Annotated in this window: 21 protein-coding genes; 14 read left to right on the top strand and 7 right to left on the bottom strand. The window is 71.6% G+C overall.

The window, feature by feature from the left end:
- Positions 1-19: 19 nt before the first annotated feature.
- Entirely contained in the window at positions 20-1,498 is a 1,479-nt protein-coding gene (locus tag ACZ46W_RS05695; protein ID WP_468331786.1) for a sugar transferase, read from the bottom strand.
- 630 nt (positions 1,499-2,128) lie between these two features.
- Here ACZ46W_RS05695 and ACZ46W_RS05690 point away from each other — a divergent pair.
- Both ACZ46W_RS05690 and ACZ46W_RS05685 read left to right on the top strand, forming a co-directional pair.
- Positions 2,129-2,533, top strand: a complete 405-nt coding sequence (locus ACZ46W_RS05690; protein ID WP_468331783.1) for a hypothetical protein — start codon at positions 2,129-2,131, stop codon at positions 2,531-2,533.
- 65 nt (positions 2,534-2,598) lie between these two features.
- Positions 2,599-3,027, top strand: a complete 429-nt coding sequence (locus tag ACZ46W_RS05685; protein WP_468331780.1) for a DUF6223 family protein — start codon at positions 2,599-2,601, stop codon at positions 3,025-3,027.
- Between the two features lie 325 nt (positions 3,028-3,352).
- On the opposite strand, the gene ACZ46W_RS05680 is transcribed toward ACZ46W_RS05685, so the two are convergent.
- Positions 3,353-4,273, bottom strand: coding sequence for a LysR family transcriptional regulator (locus tag ACZ46W_RS05680; RefSeq protein ID WP_468332470.1), 921 nt, complete (start codon positions 4,271-4,273; stop codon positions 3,353-3,355).
- 79 nt (positions 4,274-4,352) lie between these two features.
- On the opposite strand from ACZ46W_RS05680, the gene ACZ46W_RS05675 reads away from it, so the two are divergent.
- Entirely contained in the window at positions 4,353-5,297 is a 945-nt protein-coding gene (locus ACZ46W_RS05675) for an EamA family transporter (RefSeq protein WP_468331777.1), read from the top strand.
- Between the two features lie 48 nt (positions 5,298-5,345).
- On the opposite strand, the gene ACZ46W_RS05670 is transcribed toward ACZ46W_RS05675, so the two are convergent.
- On the bottom strand, positions 5,346-6,248 hold the full coding sequence (locus tag ACZ46W_RS05670; protein WP_468331774.1) for a DMT family transporter: 903 nt from the start codon (positions 6,246-6,248) through the stop codon (positions 5,346-5,348).
- On the opposite strand from ACZ46W_RS05670, the gene ACZ46W_RS05665 reads away from it, so the two are divergent.
- Together ACZ46W_RS05665 and ACZ46W_RS05660 are read left to right on the top strand one after the other, a co-directional pair.
- Positions 6,247-7,683 (top strand): aminotransferase-like domain-containing protein, encoded by a 1,437-nt coding sequence (locus ACZ46W_RS05665; RefSeq protein ID WP_468331771.1) that lies wholly within the window; start codon positions 6,247-6,249, stop codon positions 7,681-7,683. The genes ACZ46W_RS05670 and ACZ46W_RS05665 overlap by 2 nt on opposite strands.
- Before the next feature lie 33 nt (positions 7,684-7,716).
- Positions 7,717-8,517 carry an aminotransferase class IV family protein gene (locus tag ACZ46W_RS05660; protein ID WP_468331768.1) on the top strand — a complete coding sequence of 267 codons (801 nt, stop codon included), beginning with the start codon at positions 7,717-7,719 and terminating at the stop codon, positions 8,515-8,517.
- A gap of 16 nt (positions 8,518-8,533) precedes the next feature.
- On the opposite strand, the gene ACZ46W_RS05655 is transcribed toward ACZ46W_RS05660, so the two are convergent.
- Together ACZ46W_RS05655 and ACZ46W_RS05650 are read right to left on the bottom strand one after the other, a co-directional pair.
- Entirely contained in the window at positions 8,534-9,301 is a 768-nt protein-coding gene (locus ACZ46W_RS05655) for a TetR/AcrR family transcriptional regulator (protein WP_468331766.1), read from the bottom strand.
- 88 nt (positions 9,302-9,389) lie between these two features.
- The gene (locus tag ACZ46W_RS05650; protein ID WP_468331763.1) at positions 9,390-10,022 is read right to left on the bottom strand and encodes a TetR/AcrR family transcriptional regulator; all 633 of its coding nucleotides are present in this window, start codon (positions 10,020-10,022) and stop codon (positions 9,390-9,392) included.
- 192 nt (positions 10,023-10,214) lie between these two features.
- On the opposite strand from ACZ46W_RS05650, the gene ACZ46W_RS05645 reads away from it, so the two are divergent.
- The 9 genes from ACZ46W_RS05645 to ACZ46W_RS05605 all read left to right on the top strand — a co-directional run bounded on the left by ACZ46W_RS05645 (position 10,215) and on the right by ACZ46W_RS05605 (position 20,000).
- A complete protein-coding gene (locus ACZ46W_RS05645) occupies positions 10,215-10,820 on the top strand; it encodes a hypothetical protein (protein WP_468331760.1) in 606 nt (201 codons plus the stop codon).
- 281 nt (positions 10,821-11,101) lie between these two features.
- Positions 11,102-12,676, top strand: coding sequence for an MFS transporter (locus ACZ46W_RS05640; RefSeq protein ID WP_468331757.1), 1,575 nt, complete (start codon positions 11,102-11,104; stop codon positions 12,674-12,676).
- Between the two features lie 38 nt (positions 12,677-12,714).
- Positions 12,715-13,251, top strand: coding sequence for an ester cyclase (locus ACZ46W_RS05635; RefSeq protein ID WP_366129776.1), 537 nt, complete (start codon positions 12,715-12,717; stop codon positions 13,249-13,251).
- On the top strand, positions 13,248-13,778 hold the full coding sequence (locus ACZ46W_RS05630) for an ester cyclase (RefSeq protein WP_468331753.1): 531 nt from the start codon (positions 13,248-13,250) through the stop codon (positions 13,776-13,778). The genes ACZ46W_RS05635 and ACZ46W_RS05630 overlap by 4 nt, the downstream gene beginning before the upstream one ends.
- A gap of 82 nt (positions 13,779-13,860) precedes the next feature.
- Positions 13,861-15,558 carry a phytoene desaturase family protein gene (locus ACZ46W_RS05625; RefSeq protein ID WP_468331750.1) on the top strand — a complete coding sequence of 566 codons (1,698 nt, stop codon included), beginning with the start codon at positions 13,861-13,863 and terminating at the stop codon, positions 15,556-15,558.
- Between the two features lie 46 nt (positions 15,559-15,604).
- Positions 15,605-16,153 carry an ester cyclase gene (locus ACZ46W_RS05620; RefSeq protein ID WP_468331747.1) on the top strand — a complete coding sequence of 183 codons (549 nt, stop codon included), beginning with the start codon at positions 15,605-15,607 and terminating at the stop codon, positions 16,151-16,153.
- 31 nt (positions 16,154-16,184) lie between these two features.
- Positions 16,185-17,579: a cytochrome P450 gene (locus ACZ46W_RS05615; RefSeq protein WP_468331744.1), complete on the top strand. Its 1,395-nt coding sequence runs from the start codon at positions 16,185-16,187 to the stop codon at positions 17,577-17,579.
- On the top strand, positions 17,579-19,081 hold the full coding sequence (locus ACZ46W_RS05610; protein WP_468331741.1) for a cytochrome P450: 1,503 nt from the start codon (positions 17,579-17,581) through the stop codon (positions 19,079-19,081). Before ACZ46W_RS05615 ends, ACZ46W_RS05610 begins: the two co-directional genes overlap by 1 nt.
- A gap of 280 nt (positions 19,082-19,361) precedes the next feature.
- A complete protein-coding gene (locus tag ACZ46W_RS05605; protein ID WP_366129782.1) occupies positions 19,362-20,000 on the top strand; it encodes an RNA polymerase sigma factor in 639 nt (212 codons plus the stop codon).
- Between the two features lie 217 nt (positions 20,001-20,217).
- Here ACZ46W_RS05605 and ACZ46W_RS05600 read toward each other — a convergent pair whose 3' ends face one another.
- Positions 20,218-20,409 (bottom strand): hypothetical protein, encoded by a 192-nt coding sequence (locus tag ACZ46W_RS05600; RefSeq protein WP_468331736.1) that lies wholly within the window; start codon positions 20,407-20,409, stop codon positions 20,218-20,220.
- Between the two features lie 130 nt (positions 20,410-20,539).
- On the bottom strand, positions 20,540-21,505 hold the full coding sequence (gene fabD / locus ACZ46W_RS05595; protein ID WP_468331733.1) for an ACP S-malonyltransferase: 966 nt from the start codon (positions 21,503-21,505) through the stop codon (positions 20,540-20,542).
- Positions 21,506-21,714: the final 209 nt, after the last annotated feature.

Genomic DNA, 21,714 nt, shown 5'->3' with positions numbered 1-21,714 from the left:
TGACGACGGCCCCCGCGCATCAGTAGGCGCCCTGGCCGTGGAGCACCGCACGCAGCGTCTTCCACAAGATCACCGCATCCAGGGCGAGCGACCAGTCCTCCACGTACCGCAGGTCGAGGCGGACCGCCTCCTCCCACGGCAGGTCGCTGCGTCCGCTGATCTGCCACAGGCCGGTGAGCCCGGGCTTGACCAGCAGCCGCCGCCGGATGTCCGGGCCGTACGCGGCGGACTCCTCCGGTAACGGAGGCCGCGGTCCGACGAGCGACATCGATCCGGTGAGTACGTTGAAAAGTTGCGGGAGCTCGTCGATCGAGTACCGGCGCAGCACCGCTCCCACCCGGGTCACCCGCGGATCCCGGCGGAGCTTGAACAGCAGACCCGCGCCCTCGTTGCGGTCGGCCAGCTCCGCACGTGCCCCGTGGGCCCCGGCGACCATGGTGCGGAACTTCAGAATGGTGAACTCGCGGCCGTCCTTGCCGACCCTGCGCTGGCGGTAGAACGCCCCGCCCCGGCTGTCCACCACCACGAGCAGCGCGACGAGCACCATCAGCGGCGCGAACAGCATCAGCAGGATCGCCGAGCCCACGCGATCGACGACCCCTTTGACCGCCCGGCGGCCCCCGGTGAAGATCGGCATGCTGACCCGCAGCAGCGGGATCCCGAGCACCGCGTCGACGTGCAGCCGCGGGCCGGCCACCTCCATCAGCACGGGGGCCACGACCATCTCGGTGTCGCTGCCTTCGAGGTTCCAGGCCAGCCGCTGAAGCCGGTCCGGTGACCAGTGCGGGTCCGGTGTGACCGCGACGACACGGTAGCCGTCGTGGCGGACGTGCTTGGCGACGTCCGTCAGTTGTCCGACGACCGGCACGCCGTCCAGGTGGTCACCGTCGAGGCCGCGACCGTCCGTGGTGCACACCGCCTCCACCCGCCAGCCGAGGTGCGGGAACTTGCGGGTACGGGCGATCAGGTCGCGCACGGTGTCCGGGCTCCCGGCAGCGAGCACCGGTCTCAGGCACCGTCCTTCGTTCCGCTGTTTGTGCAGCCAGAGGCGGAGCAGATAGCGCGCGGTCATGGTGACGAGTGCGATCGCGGGGATCGCGACGAAGATCCAGAGTTTGATGTTGCGCGAGGTGAGGGCGATCCCGCCGAGGGCCAGCACGACGGTCGCCGTGAACAGCGACCGTCCGAGCCGGCGGAATTCCTCGGCGCCCTGGCCGAGCACGGCCGGAGCCCAGGACCGGCTCACCGCCAGCGCTCCCAATACCAGCACCTCGGTGCCGAATGCGAGAATTCCCCATTTCTCGTGCCAGTTGGCCGCGTCCCGGGCCCCGAAGAAATTGCCGATGGACGCCACCACGAAAGCGGTGGTCACGGTATCGCTGGTGATCACGGTACGGCGGTACCGCTGCTCCCAGTCGATCGCGGGCCGGCTGATTGCCCCGTTCGCCGGACGCCCGCGCGCCGACGGAAACGGGTCGACTAATCCCCCCTGCTGCACAGGACCCCCCAGGTCACCAGTGGTTCGACGTACTGGCCTGACACTGTTACTCCCCCGGGGGGCGCCCCCCGCCCCCCGCGCCGCGCCGTTCCCCCCTCGGGAGGCCCCCGCCCCCCGCACATGACACCTCGGCCATTTCAGCGCTACGTGATCGGGTGCTCCCCGCACCCAAGGACCCTGTCGGGCTCCAAGAATTGATCACCCCCACGTCCGGCGCGGGGCACGCGACTGCTGGCTTTCCGTAGCGCCGGACTTCTAGATCATTTATTGGTCGCCTCGTGTCCGATCAGCTGAAGCACGGTCAATCTAGACCATCGGGGCCAGTGTGTAGAGAGGATGTGTGTAATTCGTGTTCACGCTTTGAGGGTGGATCCACGGATCGGTGATCGCCTACGGATGTTTTCCGGCCATCGCCCCAGGTCCTGCCCCTCGATCCCGTCGAGGGCGGGGCGGGGGCCAGGGCGAGGAGGGCCTTGCTCGTGCCGGTCACGGAAGACGGCGCCCTGGGTCGATCCGGTCCCCGGTCGTTCACCGGTTGCTCGTGATGTGACGCGCGTCACGAAGTGTCACAACCGCCGGCGGTCCGGTGTCTTGATGCCGACCCGCTGGGACGACGGAGGAGAGCACACCATGAGCAGACGGACGACGAACACCACGCGCACCCTCGCGTTCCTCAAGGTCGCGATAGCGCTGCAGACCCTGAGTCTGTTCTTCCAGGCCGCCACGGCCGGAGCGCTCCTGACGTCGTCTCAGGGGTACCTGCTGCACGACGTCGGCTCGAAGGTGATGTACGCCGCCGCCATGTTGTATCTGGTCGCCGCGGTCCTGGCCTGGCGCCCGGGTGGCGGTTCTCCCCGTCCCGTCCTGTACGCCACCGGCTTTCTGCTCCTCGCCTCGGCGCAGGTCGCGCTGGGCGTCGCCCATGTGGCCTCGCTCCATGTCCCCCTGGGCGTGGTGATGTTCACCCTCAGCACCCTGGCCCTGGTCCGGGCGCTGTCCCCGCGCCTGCTGCCGCGCTCCGCTGCCGGGTCGTAGGCGCCCGCGGCCGCCGGTCTCAGGCACGACCAGTTCAGACCCTCATCCGAAAGGCAGGACACCTCATGTCCGTTCGATCCGTGCTCGCCGTATCCGCAGCCGTCCTCGTCGGCGGTCTCGTGCTCGCCGCACCGGCCGCCGCCGACCCCTCGGTCCAGCAGGCCGCCGTGAGCGTCTACACCGTGAGCGTCGGCCGGGTCGGAGCCTCCCTGTCGGCACTGGTCGGTCTCCTCGGCGCGGTGACCGGCGGCCTGGCCCTGGCCCGCTCCACCGGTCAGGGGCGCATCGGCACCTGGGCCCGGCGGAACGGGGCCGTCACGGCTCTCGCGGCGGGTCTGGTCGCCGTGCTCGTCGGCGGGGCGGTCGCGGCCACCGCGGACGGCGGTCTGGGCACCGGCAACGGGCTCGGCGGCGCCTACTTCGCCATGGTCCTGGGCCTGATCGCCCTCACCCTCGGCCGACTGGCCCGCTCCCGGGCCCACCGAAGCCACTGACCGGCCGGCCCGCTCCCGGGCCCACCGAAGCCGCTGACCGGCTGGTCATCGCCCGCGAGGCCTCGACGGAGCCTCGCGGGCAGGCCATGGCCGTGCGCGCGAGGCGGGCGCCGGCGACGGGCAGGTTTCCTCCGGCGCCCGGGGACCCGCCGACCAGGAGTCGTCACTCCTGCTCATCCGTACGCCGGCGGGCCGGCGGATAGCGGCGATCCAGAACGGCCGTCAGCGGCCGGTCACCATCCCGGAGCCGGACTCGGTGCCCTCGAAGATGTCGCACTCCATGACGCGGCTGGTGCGGTGCCTCGGCGTCGGCCGGCCCGCGAGGTCACATGGGCGGGTCGCTGAGGTTCCCGTTGGCGGACGGCGGCCTGACCCCCAGGACCGTGAGCAGTGCCCGGGCGGCCGGGCTCGGGTTGAAGCGGCTCCAGGCCAGGTACTCGATGCGGCGCGGTCCGTTGGCCACGGGGACCAGGGACAGTTCCGGGTGGTTCCCGGCCAGCGGGACGATGAAGGCCGAGGGCAGCAGGGCGATGCCGAGTCCGCGGGCGATCAGACGGGTGATCAGCTCCGCGACGCCGGCTTCGTAGGCGACGTCGCGGGTCAGGCCGGCGGCGGTGAACGCCCGGTCGGACTGGGCGCGGGCGGGGGTGCCGCTCACGAAGTCGACGAACGTCTCGTCGGCGACCTGCTCCAGCGTGACACGGGAGGCGCCCGCGAGGCGGTGGCCGGCGGGGACGACCAGTACGTGCTCGTCGCGATCGAGGACGAGGGTTTCCACACCGGACGGGCGTTCGCCCTCGGGGAGGCCGAGGAAGGCGACGTCCAGTTCGCCGTCGCGGATCGCGGCCGCCAGTTCGTCGCTGCCCGCGGCACGGAGGAGGACGCGGACGTCCGGGTGCAGGGCGCGGTACCGCTGAAGCAGTTCGGGTACGTCGACGGCCGCCGTGGTCACGATCACGCCGACGGCGAGCCGGCCGCGCACCACGCCGGCCGCGGCGGCGGCGTCGGCGGCCGCGCGGTCGGCGGCGGCCAGGCAGTCGCGGGCTCCGGCCAGGAACGCCTCGCCCGCGCTGGTCAGTTCGACCCGGCGGCTGGAACGGGCGAACAGCTTGACCCCGAGCTCCCGTTCCAGGCCGGCGATCCGGTGGCTGAGTGAGGACTGCACCACGGAGCAGCGCTCCGCCGCGCGCGTGAAGTTGCGGGTTTCGGCGAGGGCGACGACGTACCGCATCTGCTGGAGATCCACAGCATCATCGTTCTGGTTCATGGCTGGGATGACAAGCATGCTTTGGATACATGGTGGGTCCCGGCCGAGACTTCCTCCCATGCAGACCCTGACCGAACCGTCCCCGAGCCCGCTGCGCACCCCGCACGCGCGGCAGGCGGCCACCGTCGCACTGACCGCGCTCGCCCCCGCGTCCTGGGGCACCACGTACGCCGTGACCACGGAACTCCTGCCGCCCGGGCATCCGTTGTTCGCCGGGCTGATGCGCGCCTTACCCGCCGGGCTGCTCGCGCTGGCGATCACCCGCGTACTTCCGCGCGGGGACTGGTGGTGGAAGGCCGCGCTCCTCGGCGTGCTGAACATCGCAGCGTTCTTCCCGCTGTTGTTCGTGGCGGCCGAACGGCTCCCCGGCGGGGTCGCCGCCACCCTCGGCGCCGCGCAGCCGCTGCTCGTCGCGGGGTTGGCGATCGCGGTGGTCAACGACCGGCCGACGGCCTGGCGATGGGTGTGGAGCGTGGTCGGCGTGGCCGGTGTCGGACTCGTCGTGCTCGGGCCCGAGGCCCGGCTGGACCTCGTCGGCGTGCTCGCCGGGCTCGGCGGTACGGCCGCCATGGCCACCGGGGTCGTCCTCACCAAGCGATGGGGGCGTCCCGAGGGCGTCGGTCCGCTGACCCTGGCCGGCTGGCAACTGGCGGTCGGCGGCCTGCTGCTGCTCCCGATCACGCTCGTGGTCGAGGGGATACCGCAGCGGATCGACGCCGGGGCCGTCGGCGGCTACCTGTGGCTCGGCAGCATGGGCGGGCTCATCGCGTACACGCTCTGGTTCCGGGGGATCGGAAGGCTGCCGGTGGGCGCGTCCGCACCACTGGTGCTGCTGTCCCCCCTGGTCGCGACCGTCGTCGGCATCGGGCTGGGCGAGTCGCTGAGCCTGGTGCAGACCCTCGGGTTCGTCCTCGCCCTGGCCGCCCTGCTCGCCGCGCAGTTCAACGCCCCGGGATCGGCCGGTCGCCGCAAGACGGGAGGGTCGCCCGGCGGGAGGCCGTGAGGGCGGGCGGTGGTGCGGGGAGGTGCCCGAGGGCGTGGCGCGTCCGGGTCACGAGGCCCTGGCCCGCTGTGTGACGACGATGCACGCGAGCACGATGACGGCGGCGACAGGAGCGGCGGCAGTGAGGTGCTCACCGAGCAGGAGCACCGCCCACATCAGCGTCAGAAGGGGCTGCGCGAGCTGGAGTTGGCTTGCCTTCGGCACACCGATCAGGCTCATTCCCTGGTACCAGACGACGAACCCGCCGAACTGCGAGACGCCGGCGATGTACGCCATGCCGACGACGGCCTTCACCGTCAGGTGCACCGGCTCCTGGGGTAGCGCAATCGCGCAGACCACGAGGTTCACGGGAGCGGCGAGCACGACACCCCAGGCGATGACGCGCCAGCCCGGCATGTGGGCCGAGAGCCGCCCGCCCACGGCATAGCCGGCCGAGCACACCAGCAGCGCGGCGAAGAGGTAGAGATCCCCGGCCGTCGGCCGCCCGTGGCTCTGCATGAGGGTGAACGCGACGATGGTGGCCGCGCCCGCCCCGGCCGCGGCCCAGAACACCTTCGAGGGGCGGCGGCGGGTGAGGAGCGCGGAGACCGTCGCCGTGGCCACCGGCAACAAGCCGATGACGACCGCCGAGTGCGCCGTGGACGACGTCTGGAGCGCGAGGGTGCTGAGCAGCGGGAAGCCGAGCCCGCAGCCGCCCGCGACGACCGCGAGGGCCGGCCAGTCGGCACGAGCCGGGAGCGGTGCGCGGGTCGAGACGAGCGCGGAGAGCGCGATGACGGCGGCCAGGACGCCGCGGACGCCCGTGGCGCTCCAGGGGCCGAAGCCGTCAAGTGCCCATACGGTGCCCGGGAAGCTGAAGGAGAAACACACGACACCGAGGGCGGCGAGCACCGTGCCGTTCTGCAGTGGCGATACTCGCTCGGGGACGATAGCGCTACGATCTATACTCATGAACCACAGTAGCAGTTCGCACAAGGTGGCCAGCACACTGGCACGTGAGCTGGAGCACGTGCCCGCCGGGACGCGGCTGGCGACGCACCGCGAACTCGTGCGCCGCTTCGGCGTGAGCGCCACCACCGTCTCCCAGGCGCTGGCCCTCCTCACCCAGTGGGGAGTGGTCACCTCCCGGCCCGGCTCCGGCACCTACCGCGCCGAGACGCGCACCGTGCCCCGCTCCGGCGACACGTCGTGGCAGGAGGCTGCCCTCCAGCCGGCGAACGGCATCGGATCGCCGCCCGGCGCTCAGCGTGGCTTCAAGGCGTCCGGGCTCCTCGGAACGCTCTCGACGCTGGGACCGGACGTCGTCGACCTCAACGGCGGCTACCTCCACCCCACTCTGCAACCCCTCACCATGCTCGGGACCGCCCTGTCCCGCGCCGCCCGGCGCCCGGCGACGTGGGACCGTCCTCCGGTCGGCGGAGTGCCGGAGCTGCGCGACTGGTTCGCGGCCGACATCGGGGGCGGCCTCAGCAGGGACGACATCCTCGTCTGCGGTGCGGGCCAGAGCGCCCTGGCGACCGTGCTGCGCGCCCTCGGCCAGCCGGGCGCCCCCGTGGTCGTCGAGTCGCCGACGTACCCGGGGACGATCGCGGCCGCTCACGCCGCGGGGCTGCGGCCCATCCCGGTACCGCTCGACGCCGAGGGCCTCCGCACCGACCACCTGGACGAGGCGCTCACGCGCACCGGCGCGCGCGTCGTCATCGTGCAGCCGCTGTTCCAGAACCCCACCGGAGCGAGCCTTTCGGCGGCCCGGCAGCACGAGATCGTCACCATCGCCCGGCAGCACGGGGCCTTCGTCGTCGAGGACGACTTCGCCCGGCACATGGGGCACGCGGACGCCGGACCTACGCCGCCGCCGATGATCGCGGACGACCCGGACGGCACCGTGATCCACATCCGGTCGCTCACCAAGGTGACATCGTCGAACCTCCGGGTCGGCGCACTGGCGGCGCACGGTCCGGTCATGGCGAGACTGCGCTCGGCGCACCTCATCGACACCATGTTCGTCCCCGCGCCGTTGCAGCACACGGCGCTGGAGGTGCTGACCGCGCCGGGGTGGAAGCGTGCCCTCGCCGCCCTCGGCTCCGCCCTGGAGCACCGCAGGAAGGTCGCGATCGACGCGGTGTCCGCGACGTTCGGCCCGCACGCCCTGGCCGTCCGGCCGCGCGGCGGCTACCACCTCTGGGTATCGCTGCCGCACCACCTGGGGGAGGCGGAACTCGCCGCCGCCGCACTGGCGAACGGGGTCGCTCTCACGCCGGGTGGCAACTACTACGTCAGTGACAGCAGTACGCCGCACATCCGGATCAGCTATGTGGCGGCGCCCTCGGCGGCGGACGTCGACGACGCCGTCCGCCGCCTCGCCCCGCTCGTCGTGGGAACCTGAGGGAACCGCCCCCCGCCTGACATGCTGGGCGGCATGGCCACGTTCGAGAAGAGGCCCGTGACCGCCGACGACCTGCTCCCCTTGGCGCTGACCAACCTGGGGCACTTCACGTCCATGCGCGTCGAGGCGGACGGCACGGTTCGCGGCCTCACGCTGCACCTGGAGCGCCTCGTACGGGACTGCGCGATCGTGTGGGGCGCGGAGCTGGACACCGGCCGCGTCCGCGAGCACGTCCGCGCGGCCCTGGACGGGCGCGCCGGGCCATGCGTCGTCCGCGTGACGGTCTACGACCCCGCCTTCGAGCTCGGCCGGCCTGCCGGTGGCGGGCATCCCGGCGTCCTGGTCACCGTGCGGGAGGCCGGCGCGATGCCTCCGCCGCCGCTGCGCGCCCGGAGCGTGCCGTACGAACGCGATCTGCCCCACGTCAAGCACGTCGGCCTCTTCGGCGCCGTGCACGCCCGCCGTACAGCCCAGCTCGCCGGATTCGACGACGCGTTGTTCGTCGGCCGTGACGGTCTCGTGAGCGAGGGCACCACCTGGAACGTGGGCTTCATCGACGGTGACGGGACCGTGGTGTGGCCGCGGGCTCCCGTGCTGCCCGGCGTGACGATGGCGCTGCTCCAACAGCACGGCCGGCAGCACGCGGGCGCCGCGCACCGGACCGCGACCGTCACCCTGGCCCAGGCGAAGGGCATGGCGGCCGCCTTCGCCACGAACACCGGCATCGGCGTCCGCGCCCTGGCCGCCATCGACGACACGGACCTGCCGGCCGAGCACCCGGCGCTGGGCGCGCTGCGCGAGACGTACCTGTCCGTGCCCGGCGAGACCGTGTGAAGGCGGGCCCCGTCGGCTACTTCCCGCACCGGGCGGGGCCCTCGGCCACCGCCGTGTAGTAGTGGCCGACGCCCAGCGTCTCGCACGTGTCGGCGAGTTCGCGTTCGAAGAAGGGGCCGCCGTCGTCCAGCGCGAAGTCGAGGTGGCCCAGCACCTCCATGCAGACCAGCCCGTACAGCCGTACCCAGCACCGCAGCATCACGGCGATGGCCTCGATCGGGAGGTCCATGTCCCGGTGGGCGCGGAGGCGGTCGAGCTGGTCGGCCAGGCGGGGATGCAGGGAGCCGGGCGGCGAGACGGGGAAGGGGCGGGAGCGCCAGAGCTTCGCCATCAGGTCCGCGAAGAGCACGCCGAACACCCAGCCGGCGTCCTGCTCCAGGTCCGACTCCCCGCCCATGATGGCCCCCGGGGCGCTGGGGCCGAGGAGGAGCCCGAACTCCCGTTTGTGCTCCAGGCCCCAGCGGCGAAGCGCCCGTGCGGCGGCGATCAGGCGGCCCGGCGCGTCGTCCTCGGGCAGGGTGTCGCAGGACGCCTCCAGGTACCCGGCCACCTCGATGAAGATGTCGGCCCTGAGCGTGCGCAGCAGTTCCTCGTGGCTGGTGAAGTAGCGGTAGACCGCCGGAGCGGTCATCCCCATCCGCCGCGAGATCGCGCGGATGGTGACGCTGCCGATGCCTTCGTCGACCAGCAGTCCGCGCGCCACCTGCTTGATCTCGTCGATGGTCGCGCGACGCTGCTGCTCCCGCCGTGAGAGCCCCGGTGCGGTTCCCTTCCTTTCGCCCATGCCTAGGTGCGTCCTTCGTAGCTCCGTGTCCCGTTCCGGACGGTGTGCGCACAGCTCCGTTATGTATCTCCGATGAACTTAACAGGTGTCACATCGGGCGGGGGAGGGGACCGGAACCGCCCGTCGGGGCGGTGGCCCGGGCGATGAGCCCGGCCGCGATCACCGAGGCGATGTCGTCCAGCAGTACGTCGTCCACCGGGTGGTGGAAGGCGAACAGCGCCATGAACACCGGGCCGCTCAGCAGCAGGTGCGCCAGCGAGGGGTCCAGGGGCCGGGGCAGCTCGCCCCGCTTCTCCGCCCGGTCCAGGAGCGCCGCGAAGTCGGCGCGCTGCTGGGCGACGAAGGTCTGCTGGAGCCGGGCGGTCAGCTCGGGCGAGCGCACCATTTCCGCCATCAGGGCCGGGGTCACCTGGCGCGCCAGGGGGTTGCCCAGCCGCTCGTGGATGAGGCGCGCCAGCGCGTGCAGGTCGCCGCGCAGGGAGCCGGTGTCCGGGGGCGGCTCGATGCCCATGTCGTGCACCGCGGCGGCGAACAGCAGCTCCGCCTTGGAGCCGAACCGGCGGTAGATGGCCGCCTTGCCCACTCCCGCGCGGGCGGCGGTCGCGTCCATGGTCACACGGGCGTACCCGACCTCGGCGAGGAGCTCGCGGGCGGCGGTGAGCACCGCGTGGTCGATGTGGCTGTCCCTGGGGCGGCCCAGTGGTTGTCCAGAGTCCGGCATGGGTGGCAGTATACGAGCCTGTAGTTCCGGAACTCCAGTCTCGTAAAACTGGACGACCTTCCGTGGGCCCGGCTGTATCCGGGCCGGCGGCCGAGTGATCTGTAAGCGATGAGCCCGCTGTTGGAGGAGGAAACCCATGCTGGACAGGGACCAGGTGGCGCGCGCCGCGCGCCTCGCGAGGGGCGGCGGCTCATGACGGCACGGCTGGACCACTGGCTGCCGGAGGCCCACTGGAGCACCCATCACCAGCGCGCGGTGGCCGCACCGGTCGCCGAAGTGGCCACGGCCGCCCGGCAGGTGACGTTCCGGGACACCTGGGTGATGCGGCCGCTCATGGCGGTGCGCACCCTCCCGTCCCTGCTGCTGGGCCACACCGGCCGTGAGGTCGTCGAGAAGGACAGCGACACGATCCGGGGCATGACGAAGCTGGGCTTCATCGTGCTGGACAACGTGCCGGGCGGCGAACTCGTCCTGGGCTTCGTCGGACAGCCGTGGAAGCTGAGCCTCGTCAAGGCGGTCATCCCGGGCCTGAGCCCCGAGGAGTACCTGGCCTTCGACCGGCCCGGGTACGTCAAGGGCGTCTCCGCCGTGTGGGCCGAACCCGAGGGCACCGGCAGCCGGCTCCACACGGAGACCCGGGTGTACGCCACCGACCCGTACGCCGCGCGCCGCTTCAAGCCGTACTGGCGCGTCATCGAACCCTTCAGCAGTCTGATGCGCCGCGACCTGCTGGCCGCCGTCGCCCGCCGCGCCGAACGCGCGGCCCCGGCAGGCGGCCGGGCCGGGAAGCGTCGCTGAGCGGAGCCGGACCGGCAGCCGGCCGGGAAGCGCCGCTGAGCGGAGCCGGACCGGCGGCCGGCCGGGAAGCGCCGCTGAACCGCGCCGGACAGGCGGCCGACCGGGAAGCGCCGCTGAGCGGAGCCGGACCGGCAGCCGGCCGGGAAGCGCCGCTGAGCCGCGCTGGACAGGCGCCGCTGTATCCAGCTCCCCTCCCCGCGGATCTGACAGACGGATCCGCACGAACGACAGGCCTGTCGCTCCTCCGGGAGCGGTGCCCCACCCACCCCAAGGAGAAGACCGTGGACCGACACACCGTCCATCCGCGTCGCTGGCAGATCCTGGCCGCGCTCTGCCTGAGCCTGCTCTTGATCGGTCTCGACCACCTGATCCTCAACATGGCACTGCCCATGATCCAGAAGGACTTCGCGTCGACCGGCACCCAGATGCAGTGGATCGTCGATTCCTACACCCTGACCTTCGGCGGTCTGCTCCTGCTCTGCGGCAGCCTGGCCGACCGGTTCGGACGGCGGCTCCTGCTGGTGCTGGGCATGCTGGTGTTCCTGGTGTTCTCGGTGGCGGCCGCCTTCTCCACCGACTCCACGATGCTCATCGCCATGCGCACCGCGATGGGGGCCGGGGCGGCGATGATCATGCCCGCCACGCTCGCCATCATCAAGGACGTCTTCCCGGCCGAGGAGCAGGCCAAGGCGATCGGCATCTGGGCCGGAAGCGCCGCGCTGGGCGTGCCGCTCGGCCCGGTCGTCGGCGGCTTCCTGCTGGACAACTTCTGGTGGGGATCGGTCTTCCTGGTCAACGCCCCCGTGGTCGTCGTCGCCCTCGTCGCCGCCGCCCTCCTGATCCCCGAGTCGCGCAACCGCAACCACCCGGGCCTGGACCTGCTCGGCGCCCTGCTGTCGGCCGCCGGCCTCGGCGTGCTGGTCTACGGCCTGGTCGAGGCCTCCCGCAACGGCTGGACCGACCGGATCACCCTCGTCTCGCTCGGCGTCGGCGCGCTGCTGATGCTCGGGTTCGTCCTCTGGGAGCGCCGCACCCCGCACCCCATGCTGTCGCCGGCCCTCTTCGGCGACGCCGGGTTCAGCGGCTCCGCCATGGCCGTCGCCGCCGTCTCCTTCGGCATGTTCGGATCGCTGTTCGTCCTCACCCAGTACCTCCAGTTCGTCCTGGACTACGAACCGTTGAGCGCGGGCATACGGCTGCTGGCCGCGGCCACGATGATGATCGCCGCGCCGCTCAGCCCGAAACTGGTGGAACGACTGGGCCTGAAGGCCGTCGTGACGTCCGGGCTCGTACTGCTCACCGTCGCCCTCGCCCTCACGGCCGGTGCCGACGCGGGCTCCGACACCCAGGTCGTATGGAGCCTCGCCCTGTTCGGCATCGGCATGGGCCTGACCATGCCGGCCAGCGCGGACGCCATGCTCGCCGCCGCGCCCTCCGGACAGGCCGGTGCCGGCGCCTCGGTGACCGACGCCGCCATGCAGGTCGGCGGCGCGCTGGGCATCGCCGTCATCGGCAGCGCCCTCGCCAACTCCTACCGCGACGCGCTGCCCGCGCTGGGCCACCTGCCCCCCGAGGCCGCGACGGCCGTGGGCGACTCCGTCGGCGCGGCCGGAGGCGTGGCCGCCGGACTCGGCGGCGAACCCGGCCGACGGCTGCTGGACGCGGCCAACGACGCGTTCATGGCGGGGCTCTCGGACTCGATGCTCATCGCGGCCGGCGCCACCGCGCTGGGCGCGCTCGCCGCGGTCCTGGTGCTGCCCCGGCGGACCCCGAAGGCCCAGCCCGGCCCGGGCGGTACGGCGGTGACCGGCCCCGCCGGTGACAAGCGTCCGGTGGAGACGGCCCGCGGGCACTGACCCCTCCCCACCCAACCATCCAGTGGAGGAACCACCTCATGCCACACGACGACCCGACCGACCTGAAGGACCTGGCCGCGCACATCGCGGACCGGGTCTGGAACCAGGCCGACCTCGGCGCGATCGACGAGTACTTCGTACCGCACTTCGTCGGTCACTTCCCCGGCCTGCCCGACGTGCACGGCCCGGCCGACTTCAAGGAGATGGCGGCCGGCCTCCGCACGGCGCTGCCCGACCTCGCGGAACGCATCCTGCTCCAGGTGCGGGACGGCGACCGGGTGTTCATGCGGGCCGAGCTCACCGGCACCCACCTCGGCGACCTGATGGGCATACCGCCCACCGGCCGCCCCACCCGGCTCACCGAAATGATCATCCTGCGGTTCGAGGGGAACAAGGTCGCCGAGCTGTGGCAGCAGGCGGACTACCTGGGCGTGTTCAGCCAGTTGGGCATCGCCCCTCCCGAGGACGCCGGGCCGCTCGGCTCGGTGGCCCACACCTTCAAGACCGTCGGCCGGCTCGGCGTACTGGCGGCCAAGGCCAAGATCCAGCAGCGCAGGAAGGCGGACGCCCGATGACGACCCACGAAACCACGTTCCAACTGACCGAAGAGCACGTCCGCATGGTCGCCGACCTGACCTGGTCCAAGGACAACTCCCGGGCCCTGCGGTGGTACGCACCGGGGTTCACGGCCCACCTTCCCAGCCGTCCGGTCATCGAGGGCGGGCAGGCGTTCATGGACACGATCAACCTCGTCCGGGCGGCCAAGCCCGACCTCGACGTCGAATGGCACGACGTCCTGATCGAGGGCAACCGTGCCGTCCTCCGCCTGACCTTCCACGGACATCAGGTGGGCCCGCTCTTCGGCATCCCGCCCACCGGGCGGTACCTGAGGATCGAGGAGATCATGGTCGAGACGTACGACGACCAGGGCCGGATGGTCGAGTACCGGCAGGAGGGCGACTACGCCGGGATGCTCATGCAGATGGGCATCGTGCCGCCGCCCGGCACCGGACCGCTCGGCCAGATCGCCCACTCCATCCGGACGGCGATCCGGCTCTCCTGGCTGGACCGCAACCACCGGAAGGCGCAACAACTCCGCTGAAACGGCGGCGAGTTGTATCCGGGAGCCCCGGCCGCGGATCTCTGAGAGTGAAGCCACCGCACCTCGATCCCTTGGAGAGCCCATGCCGACGCACCAGCCGACGGAAGAGCCGCCGACGGAAGCGCCGACGGAAGCACCGCTGACGGAAGCTCCGGCGACCGCGACCGCGACCCCGACCGCGACCGACGCCCCCGCCGTCGGCACCGCGACCGCCGCCGACACCGCGACCGACGCCCCCGCCGTCGGCACCGCGACCGCCGCCGACACCGCCACCGACGTCCCCGCCGGCACCGGCGCCGACCTCGACGTCATCGTCGTCGGCAGCGGCCTCGGCGGTCTGGCGGCGGCCGCCTACCTGGCGAAGTTCGGCCGGCGGGTCCTCGTCGCGGAGCGCGCCGCCGGGATCGGCGGGTACGCCCACGCCTTCCGGGCCGGCGACCGCTACTACGACCCGGCCATCCACGTCGTACCGGGCGCGGCCGAGGGCGGCACCATCGACGTCCTGCTGCGCTACCTCGGCGTCCGGGAGATGTGCGACTTCGTCGAGTCCGACGCCCTGTACCGGGTGGTCATCGACGACGACGTCCTGGACGCGCCCTTCGGCGCGGAGGCGTTCATCGAGTCGCACGTCCGGCTCTTCCCGCACGAGGCGGAGGGCATCCGGGGCTTCTTCGGGCTGTGCGAGCGGTTCCTGGCCGAGGCCCACCAGGTGCCGGTGCAGCTCTCGCCGAAGGAGCTCGGCGAAGCGGTGGAACGGTTCCCCACCCTGTTCGGGCACCGGATGTCCACCCTCGGTGAGGTGCTCGACCGGTACATCAAGGACCCGCGCTGCAAGGCGTTCTGCACCGCCGGGTGGCCGTACATGGGGCTGCCGCCCTCGCAGTTGTCCTTCGAGCTGTTCGCCCGCTTCCTGTTCACCCAGATGCACGGGCTGTACCACTGCAAGGGCGGCTTCCAGCACCTGGTCGCGGCCTTCACCACGGCGATCGAACGCAACGGCGGCAAGATCGTCACCAACTCCCCGGTGGAGCGCATCCTGGTCCGCGACGGCCGCACCGAGGGCGTGGTGCTGGCCGGCGGCCAGGAACTGCGGGCGCCGGTCGTCATCTCCAACGCGGACGCCACGCACACCTTCCAGGAGCTGGTGGGCCTGGAGCACCTTCCGAAGGCGTACAACCGCAGGCTCCGCTCGCTCAAGGGCTCCATGTCGATGTTCGTGGTGTACGCCGCGACGACCCTCGACATCGCCGCGGCGGGCGGGGCGCACGAGACCTTCATCTACGACAGCCACGACCACGACCGGACCTTCGCCGGCTTCTCCGGCGGCGAGGCCCCGGCCACCGTGGTGGTCGTGCCGACGCTCCTCGACCCGAGCCTGGGCCCGCCCGGGGAGCACCTGGTCACCTCCACGGCACTGGCTCCCTACGAGGGGCCCGAGCCGTGGGCGGAGCTGAAGCCCAAGCTGGAGGAGAAGTACCTCGACCTGATCGAACGGCTCTACCCCGGCTTCAGGGACGGGCTCACCTTCGTCTCCAGCGCGACCCCCCTGACGCTGGAGCGCTACACGGGCAACCACCGGGGCGCGGCGTACGGCTGGGAGAACACCCCCGCGCAGGCCGGCAGCAAGCGCCTGACCTACCGCACCCCCATCGAGGGGCTCTACCTGTCCGGCCACTGGGCGCAGGCGGCCAGCGCCCTCCGAGTGATCGTCTCCGGCAGCCACACCGCCCAGGAGATCCTGCGCGCCGCCGGGGTCACCGACGTGGGCCCGGAGCTGTGACCGACCACGCACGCCGATACCCACACCGCAACCGAAAGGACCGATGATGTCGCGCCCCGCACACATCGACACCCGGGCACACGCCAACGTCGACGGCTCGCTCGACAAGACGTACCACGAGATGGCCCGCCGCTACATCGAGGACGTCTGGGACAAGAACGACGCCGCCACCGAGCGCGAGCTGCTGGCCGCCGACTGGGTGGACCACATGCCGCTGCCGGGCTGCCCGCAGGGCCCGGCGGGTCACCGCGCCGCCGTGCAGCTCATGCACGACGCCTTCCCCGACCTGCGGTTCTTCCTGGACGACGTGGTCGTCATGGGAGACAAGGTGATCGACCGGTGGACCGCCACGGGCACCTTCCGCGGGGAGCTGTACGGCTTTCCCGGCACCGGCCGCCGGATGACGATGACGGGCCTGGACTTCCACCTCGTACGCGACGGCAAGTTCGCCGAGCTGTGGCACGAGGAGAGCACCGCCTCCATGGTCGAGCAGGTCGGCATGGCGCCCGAGCCCGGCAGCGGGCCCGGCACCATCCTCAAGCTCACCTTCGGCAACATCCTCCACGTCGCCAGGCACAAAGTCCGCAACCGCTGACGGCCGGCCACCAGCAGAGCGAGGCACCACCATGAGTCTCACCATGAGCGGCCGCGTCCGCCAGGCCCCGGGCCCACAGGGCTATCCGGTGGTCGGCTGCGGCCCCGACCTCGTCCGCGACCTGGTCGGCACCTTCACCCGGGCCTGGCGCGAGTACGGCGACATCGTCCGCTTCCGCCTGCCCGGCAAGCGCACCCTGTTCCTGATCGTCCACCCCGACCACATCAAGCACGTCCTCGACGTCCGGCAGTCCAACTACCCGAAGGACCCGCTGTCGGTCGGCAAGTTCGAACCCTGGGTCGGCCAGGGTCTGTTCACCAGCAACGGCGACTTCCACTTCCGCCAGCGCCGGCTCGCCCAGCCCGCCTTCAAGGGGTCGCGGATCTCCGGCTTCGCACCCGCGATGGTCGACGCGACCAACGACCTCGTACGGGACTGGCGCCCGAGGGCCACCCGCGAGGAGACCTTCGACATCACCCCCGAGATGTTCCGGCTCGCGCTCACCATCGTGATGCGGACGCTGTTCAGCACCGACGTGAGCGACCGGGCGGGTGAGCTGGCCCGTGCCGTGCGGATCTGCAACGCGTACACCAATGTGCGCCTCCAGCGGTTCGTCGAGCTGCCGCAGTCGCTGCCCAGCCGGGCCCGCACCCGCTTCCTCAAGGCCCGGGACACCCTGGACTCCTTCGTGTACGGGCTCATCGAGGAGCGGCGCCGGGACAAGGACGCCCCCGACGACCTGCTGACCCGCTTCCTGCACGCCCAGGACGAGCAGACCGGCGAGCGGATGTCCGACAAGCAGTTGCGGGACGAGGTCGTCACCATGTTCCTCGGCGGCTACGAGACGACCGCGCTGTCCCTGGTGTGGGCGTTCTCCCTGATGTCCCGGCACCCGGAGTCCGAGCGCCGGGCCCGGGCGGAGATCGCCGAGGTGTGCGGGGACCGGGAGCCGACCGCGGCGGACCTGCCCAAGCTGCGCTACCTCAAGGCCTTCTACTCCGAGGTGCTGCGCCTCTACCCGTCCGTGTGGACGATGTCGCGCAGCCCGCTGGAGGACGACGAGATCGGCGGCTACCACATCCCGGCCGGCTCGCAGGTCTTCATCAGCCCCTACCTGATGCACCGTCACCCGAAGTTCTGGGAGAACCCGGAGGGCTTCAGGCCCGAACGGTTCGAGAAGAGCGCCACCGGTGGCGCGCCGCTCTACGCGTACGTCCCCTTCTCGCGCGGTCCCCGGCTGTGCCCCGGCTCCTCGGTGGCCGTCCTGGAGGCCCCCCTGGTGATCGCCAGGATCCTCCAGGCGTACCGGCTGACGCTGGCCGGCGGGCACGTGTGCGAGCCGACCTCGAACGTCTTCCTCTACCCGCGCGGGGGCATGCCGATGCGCCTGGAGCACGTCCGGGGCGCGGCGGAAGGAGCCCGGTGATGCGGGGCCGTCCCGCCGCCGCGAGGCGGCAGCCGCCGGGGCCGCGCGGGCTGCCCCTGCTGGGCTCGGCGCTCGACTTCCGCCGCGACCCGCTGCGGACGTTCGTCGAGGCGTGGCGGGACCACGGCGACCTGGTGCGGTTCCGCGGCCCGGTGCCGGTGGTCCTGGTCACCCACCCCGACCACCTCAAGCACATCCTGGTGGACAACTTCGCCAACTATCCCCACCCCGACGACTTCAACCGCAAGGTGAGCGTCTCGGTCGGCCAGGGGCTGGTCACCACGGAGGGCGAGGTGTGGCAGGCGCAGCGGCGCACCGTCGCGCCCACCTTCCGCAAGGAGCCGCTGGAGCGGTTCGCCGGCGTCATGGTGGACAGCGCGGCGCGGATGCTGGACCGGTGGGAGCGGGTCGCGCGGTACGGGGAGGTGATCGACGCCCGGACCGAGATGCAGAGCCTCACCCTGGAGATCCTGGCCCGCTGCCTGTTCCGGGCCGACTGGTCCCGGGACGCGCTCGAACTGGGCCGTGCGGTGGGGGCCCAGCTCGAACACCTCAACAGCAAGCTCATCGCCGTCGCCGACATCCCGGAACGGGTGCCGACCCCGCGCAACCGCCGCTTCCGGCAGGCGCGCGAGCTGCTGGACGACACGGTGTACCGGCTGATCGCCGAACGCCGCCGGCGGCCGGCGGAGGGCGCGGAGGCGGTGGACGACGAGGACCTGCTGTCCACGCTGATGCGTACCCCGGACCCGGAGACCGGTCACCTGATGACGGACGAGCAGCTCCGCGACCAGGTGATGACGCTGTTCATCGCCGGGCACGAGACGGTGGCGGCCACCCTGTCGTGGATCTGCCACCTGCTGTCCACCCACCCCGCCGAGACGGAACGCGCCCGCGCGGAGGTCCTCGCCGTGCTGGGGGACCGGCCACCGGCCAAGGAGGACCTGCCGCAGCTCAAGTACCTCAAGATGTTCATCCAGGAGGCGCTGCGGCTCTACCCGCCGCTCTGGCAGGTGGCGCGCATGCCGCTGGAGGACGACGTACTCGGCGGTTACGACATCCCGGCCGGCTCCTTCCTGTTGCTGAGCACCTACATCACCCACCGCAACCCGGCCTTCTGGGACAACCCGGAGGGCTTCGATCCGGAGCGGTTCACGCGCGAGCGCTCGGCCGGACGGCCCCGGTACGCCTATGTGCCGTACGTCGCCGGGCCGCGCAACTGCGTGGGGCTGGCCTTCGCCACCATGGAGCTGACGATCGTGGTGGCGTCGATCCTCCAGCGCTTCCACCTCGACATGGTCCCCGGTCACCCGGTGGTGATGCAGCCGGACATCTCCCTCCGGGCCAAGTACGGCATGAGGATGACGCTGCGGCCGGTGACGGCCCGTGGCGAGGTTCCGCCACCGCCGGCGCCCCCGGTGCCCGCGGTGGAACCGGAACCGGCCGCCGGGTGTCCCTACAGCCGAGCCACGGCGGAATCCGGAGGCGCGGCCGCCTTCTAGAAATGGGAAACCGCCGGAGGCCCGGTTGCGCGACGGCGCAACCGGGCTTCCGGCATAGGTAGTTGTAAGGAGCCATTTCGGCCGTTGACACAACGCCGGAGCAGCACCGTATAGTTAACACCTGTAGCAGTCAGGACAGTGGTTATTGAGCCACCGTCAAGCGCTTCTCAGGGGGCCTTGCGATCAAAGGTGACAGAACGGGGAAGTCACCGCAGGCGAGAAGAACAAGGAAGCACACGTTCCACATAACTATCGGGGGATGTACGTGGAAGCTGTACCTTTGCATAGGCTTGTCGACGAGTGCCTGGCCGGCAATCAGGAGAGCTGGAACAGGATCGTCGACCGCTATACCCCGCTGATATGGGCGATAGCGCGCGGCCACCGGCTCGGCCCGGCGGACTGTGAGGACGTCAGCCAGGTCACCTGGCTCAGGGTCATCCAGCACCTGGGGCAACTGCGGGACCCGGAGAAGCTCGCCCACTGGATCTCCGTGGCGGCCCGCCGCGAGAGCCTCAAGCACATCCAGAAGGGCGGCCGCAGCACGCCGATCGAGGACCCCGAGGTGTTCGACCGGCCCGAGCCGTCGGCGAACCAGCCGGAGGAGTCGGCGCTCGCGAAGGAGCGGCGTGACGAGGTGCTGCACGCCTTCTGCTCGCTGTCGCCCAAGTGCCAGGCGCTGCTGGGCCTGCTGGTGGCCGACCCGCCGATGTCGTACGACGAGGTGAGCGCCACGCTGGGAATGGCGCGCGGCTCCATCGGGCCGATCCGCGCCCGCTGCCTCAAGCACCTGGAGCGGGCCCTGGAGCGTGAGGCGGACCGCTCGGAACAGGCGAGGGTGCTGTTCGAGGCCATCAAGAAAATGGGACTGCGGGCCTACGCCCTGGAGAGCAGCGCCGGACTGCGCTCCTCAGCCGTGTGATCGGCCAGTCCGTGTAATCGGGCAGTCCGTGTGATGGGGCAGTCCGTGGGGTCGGGCAGTCCGTGTCATCGGGTGGTCCGTGGGATCCGGCCAGTCCATGTGATGGGGCAGTCCGTGTAATCGGCCAGTCCGTGGGATCCGGTCGGTCCATGGGACCGGGCAGCCGTGCGAACCGGTCAGCCGATGTGATCGGTTGACCGGTCGGCGTGTCATCCGGTCAGCCGTGTGATTCCGGCTTTCCGCACTCCGAAACCGCGACCGGTTCCCGGTCGTCCGTCCCGGCTTCCCGCAGCTCGGATTCCTGGGCGATAAACGGAAAGAGTGCCTTGGCCTTCTCGACCGCTGCGGGGGAAGGCTGTCCGACGGCATCGGCAAGCTTGGTCAGGGCTTCCATGTCGATCTCTTCCACTTTTTCCGCACCCCCATCACATAGTTCGCCGCTTAACTAGACGCAGCGTAAGTGAAAGTCCCGCGAACGGCAATACCGATGAGTAGGCCCGTTCGCGGGACGCGACTTTCTTCTGCGACTGCGGAGATTGTCATTCGGCCGGCGTACCGACCGTCTCCCGCCGGGAATTGAGGAACCGGTCGATGCGCCGCGCCTCACCGGCGGGGTGACACGACGCGTCGGGAAGCGTGTTGCGGCAGAAGCCGCCCAGTACGCGCCCGGGGCCGGCCTCGACGAAGGTGGTCACACCGAGGCCCGCGATGGTGCGCAGCGTCTCCTCCCAGCGGACCGCCCCGGCGAGCTGACGGCGCAGGCAGTCCCGGGCCTCCGCGCCGGTACGCACAGCGGACGCCGTCACGTTGGCCACCACCGGAAGCCTCGGGTCCCGGAAGTCGACCGCGTCCAGCTCGGCGGTGAACGCCTCCTCCAGCCCGGCCATCAGACGGCAGTGGAAGGGCGCCCCCACGTTCAGCGTGACGGTCCGCTCGGCACCGAGCGGTTTGGCGGCCGAGGCGACCTCGCGTACCGCGTCCCGCTCCCCGGAGACCACCTGCTGCGCCGGATCGTTGTAGTTGGCGATCTCCACCACGGCGCCGGTGCGCTCCCGCGTCCGTGCGCAGAGGTCCTCCACCTGGGCGGCCGACAGGCCGATCACGGCGGCCATGGCACCGGGCGTACGCTCGTTGACCCGCGCCATCAGCTCGCCCCGCCTGCGTACCAGCCGCAGGGCGTCCGTCCACTCCAGCACCCCGGCGCAGACCAGCGCGGTGTACTCGCCCAGGCTGTGGCCCGCCGCGACCGACGGGGTGACGCCGTGGCCGCGCAGCACGTCAAGGACGGCGAGGCTGGTGAGGAACACCGCGGGCTGGGTGATCTCGGTCGGCAGCAGCTCCTCGGCCGAGCCCTCGAAGCAGAGCTTCGACAGCTCGAAGCCCAGCAGGTCGTCGGCGGGCCGGTAGTACCTGTCGAGCAGTTCCGGGTGGCGCGCCACCAGGTCCCGGCCCATGCCGGGCCGCTGGGAGCCTTGGCCGGGAAAGAGAAAGGCGATGTCGTTCATGGTCACTTCCCTGGATGTCGTCGCGGTCTCGTCCCGCGGTCTCGTCGGGTGGCAGGTTCCGGAGGCGGCGGGGGGGGGGGGGGGGGGGGGGGGGGGGGGGGGGGGGGGGGGGGGGGGGGGGGGGGGGGGGGGGGGGGGGGGGGGGAGGGGGGGGGGAGGGGGGGGGGAGGGGGCGGCAATTGCGAGGATCAGTGGGTAGGGGAGAATTT

Source organism: Streptomyces sp. NPDC031064, assembly GCF_055570965.1.
The sequence above is the reverse complement of the archived record's forward strand: the minus strand, read 5'-3'. Positions and strand labels throughout refer to the sequence as shown.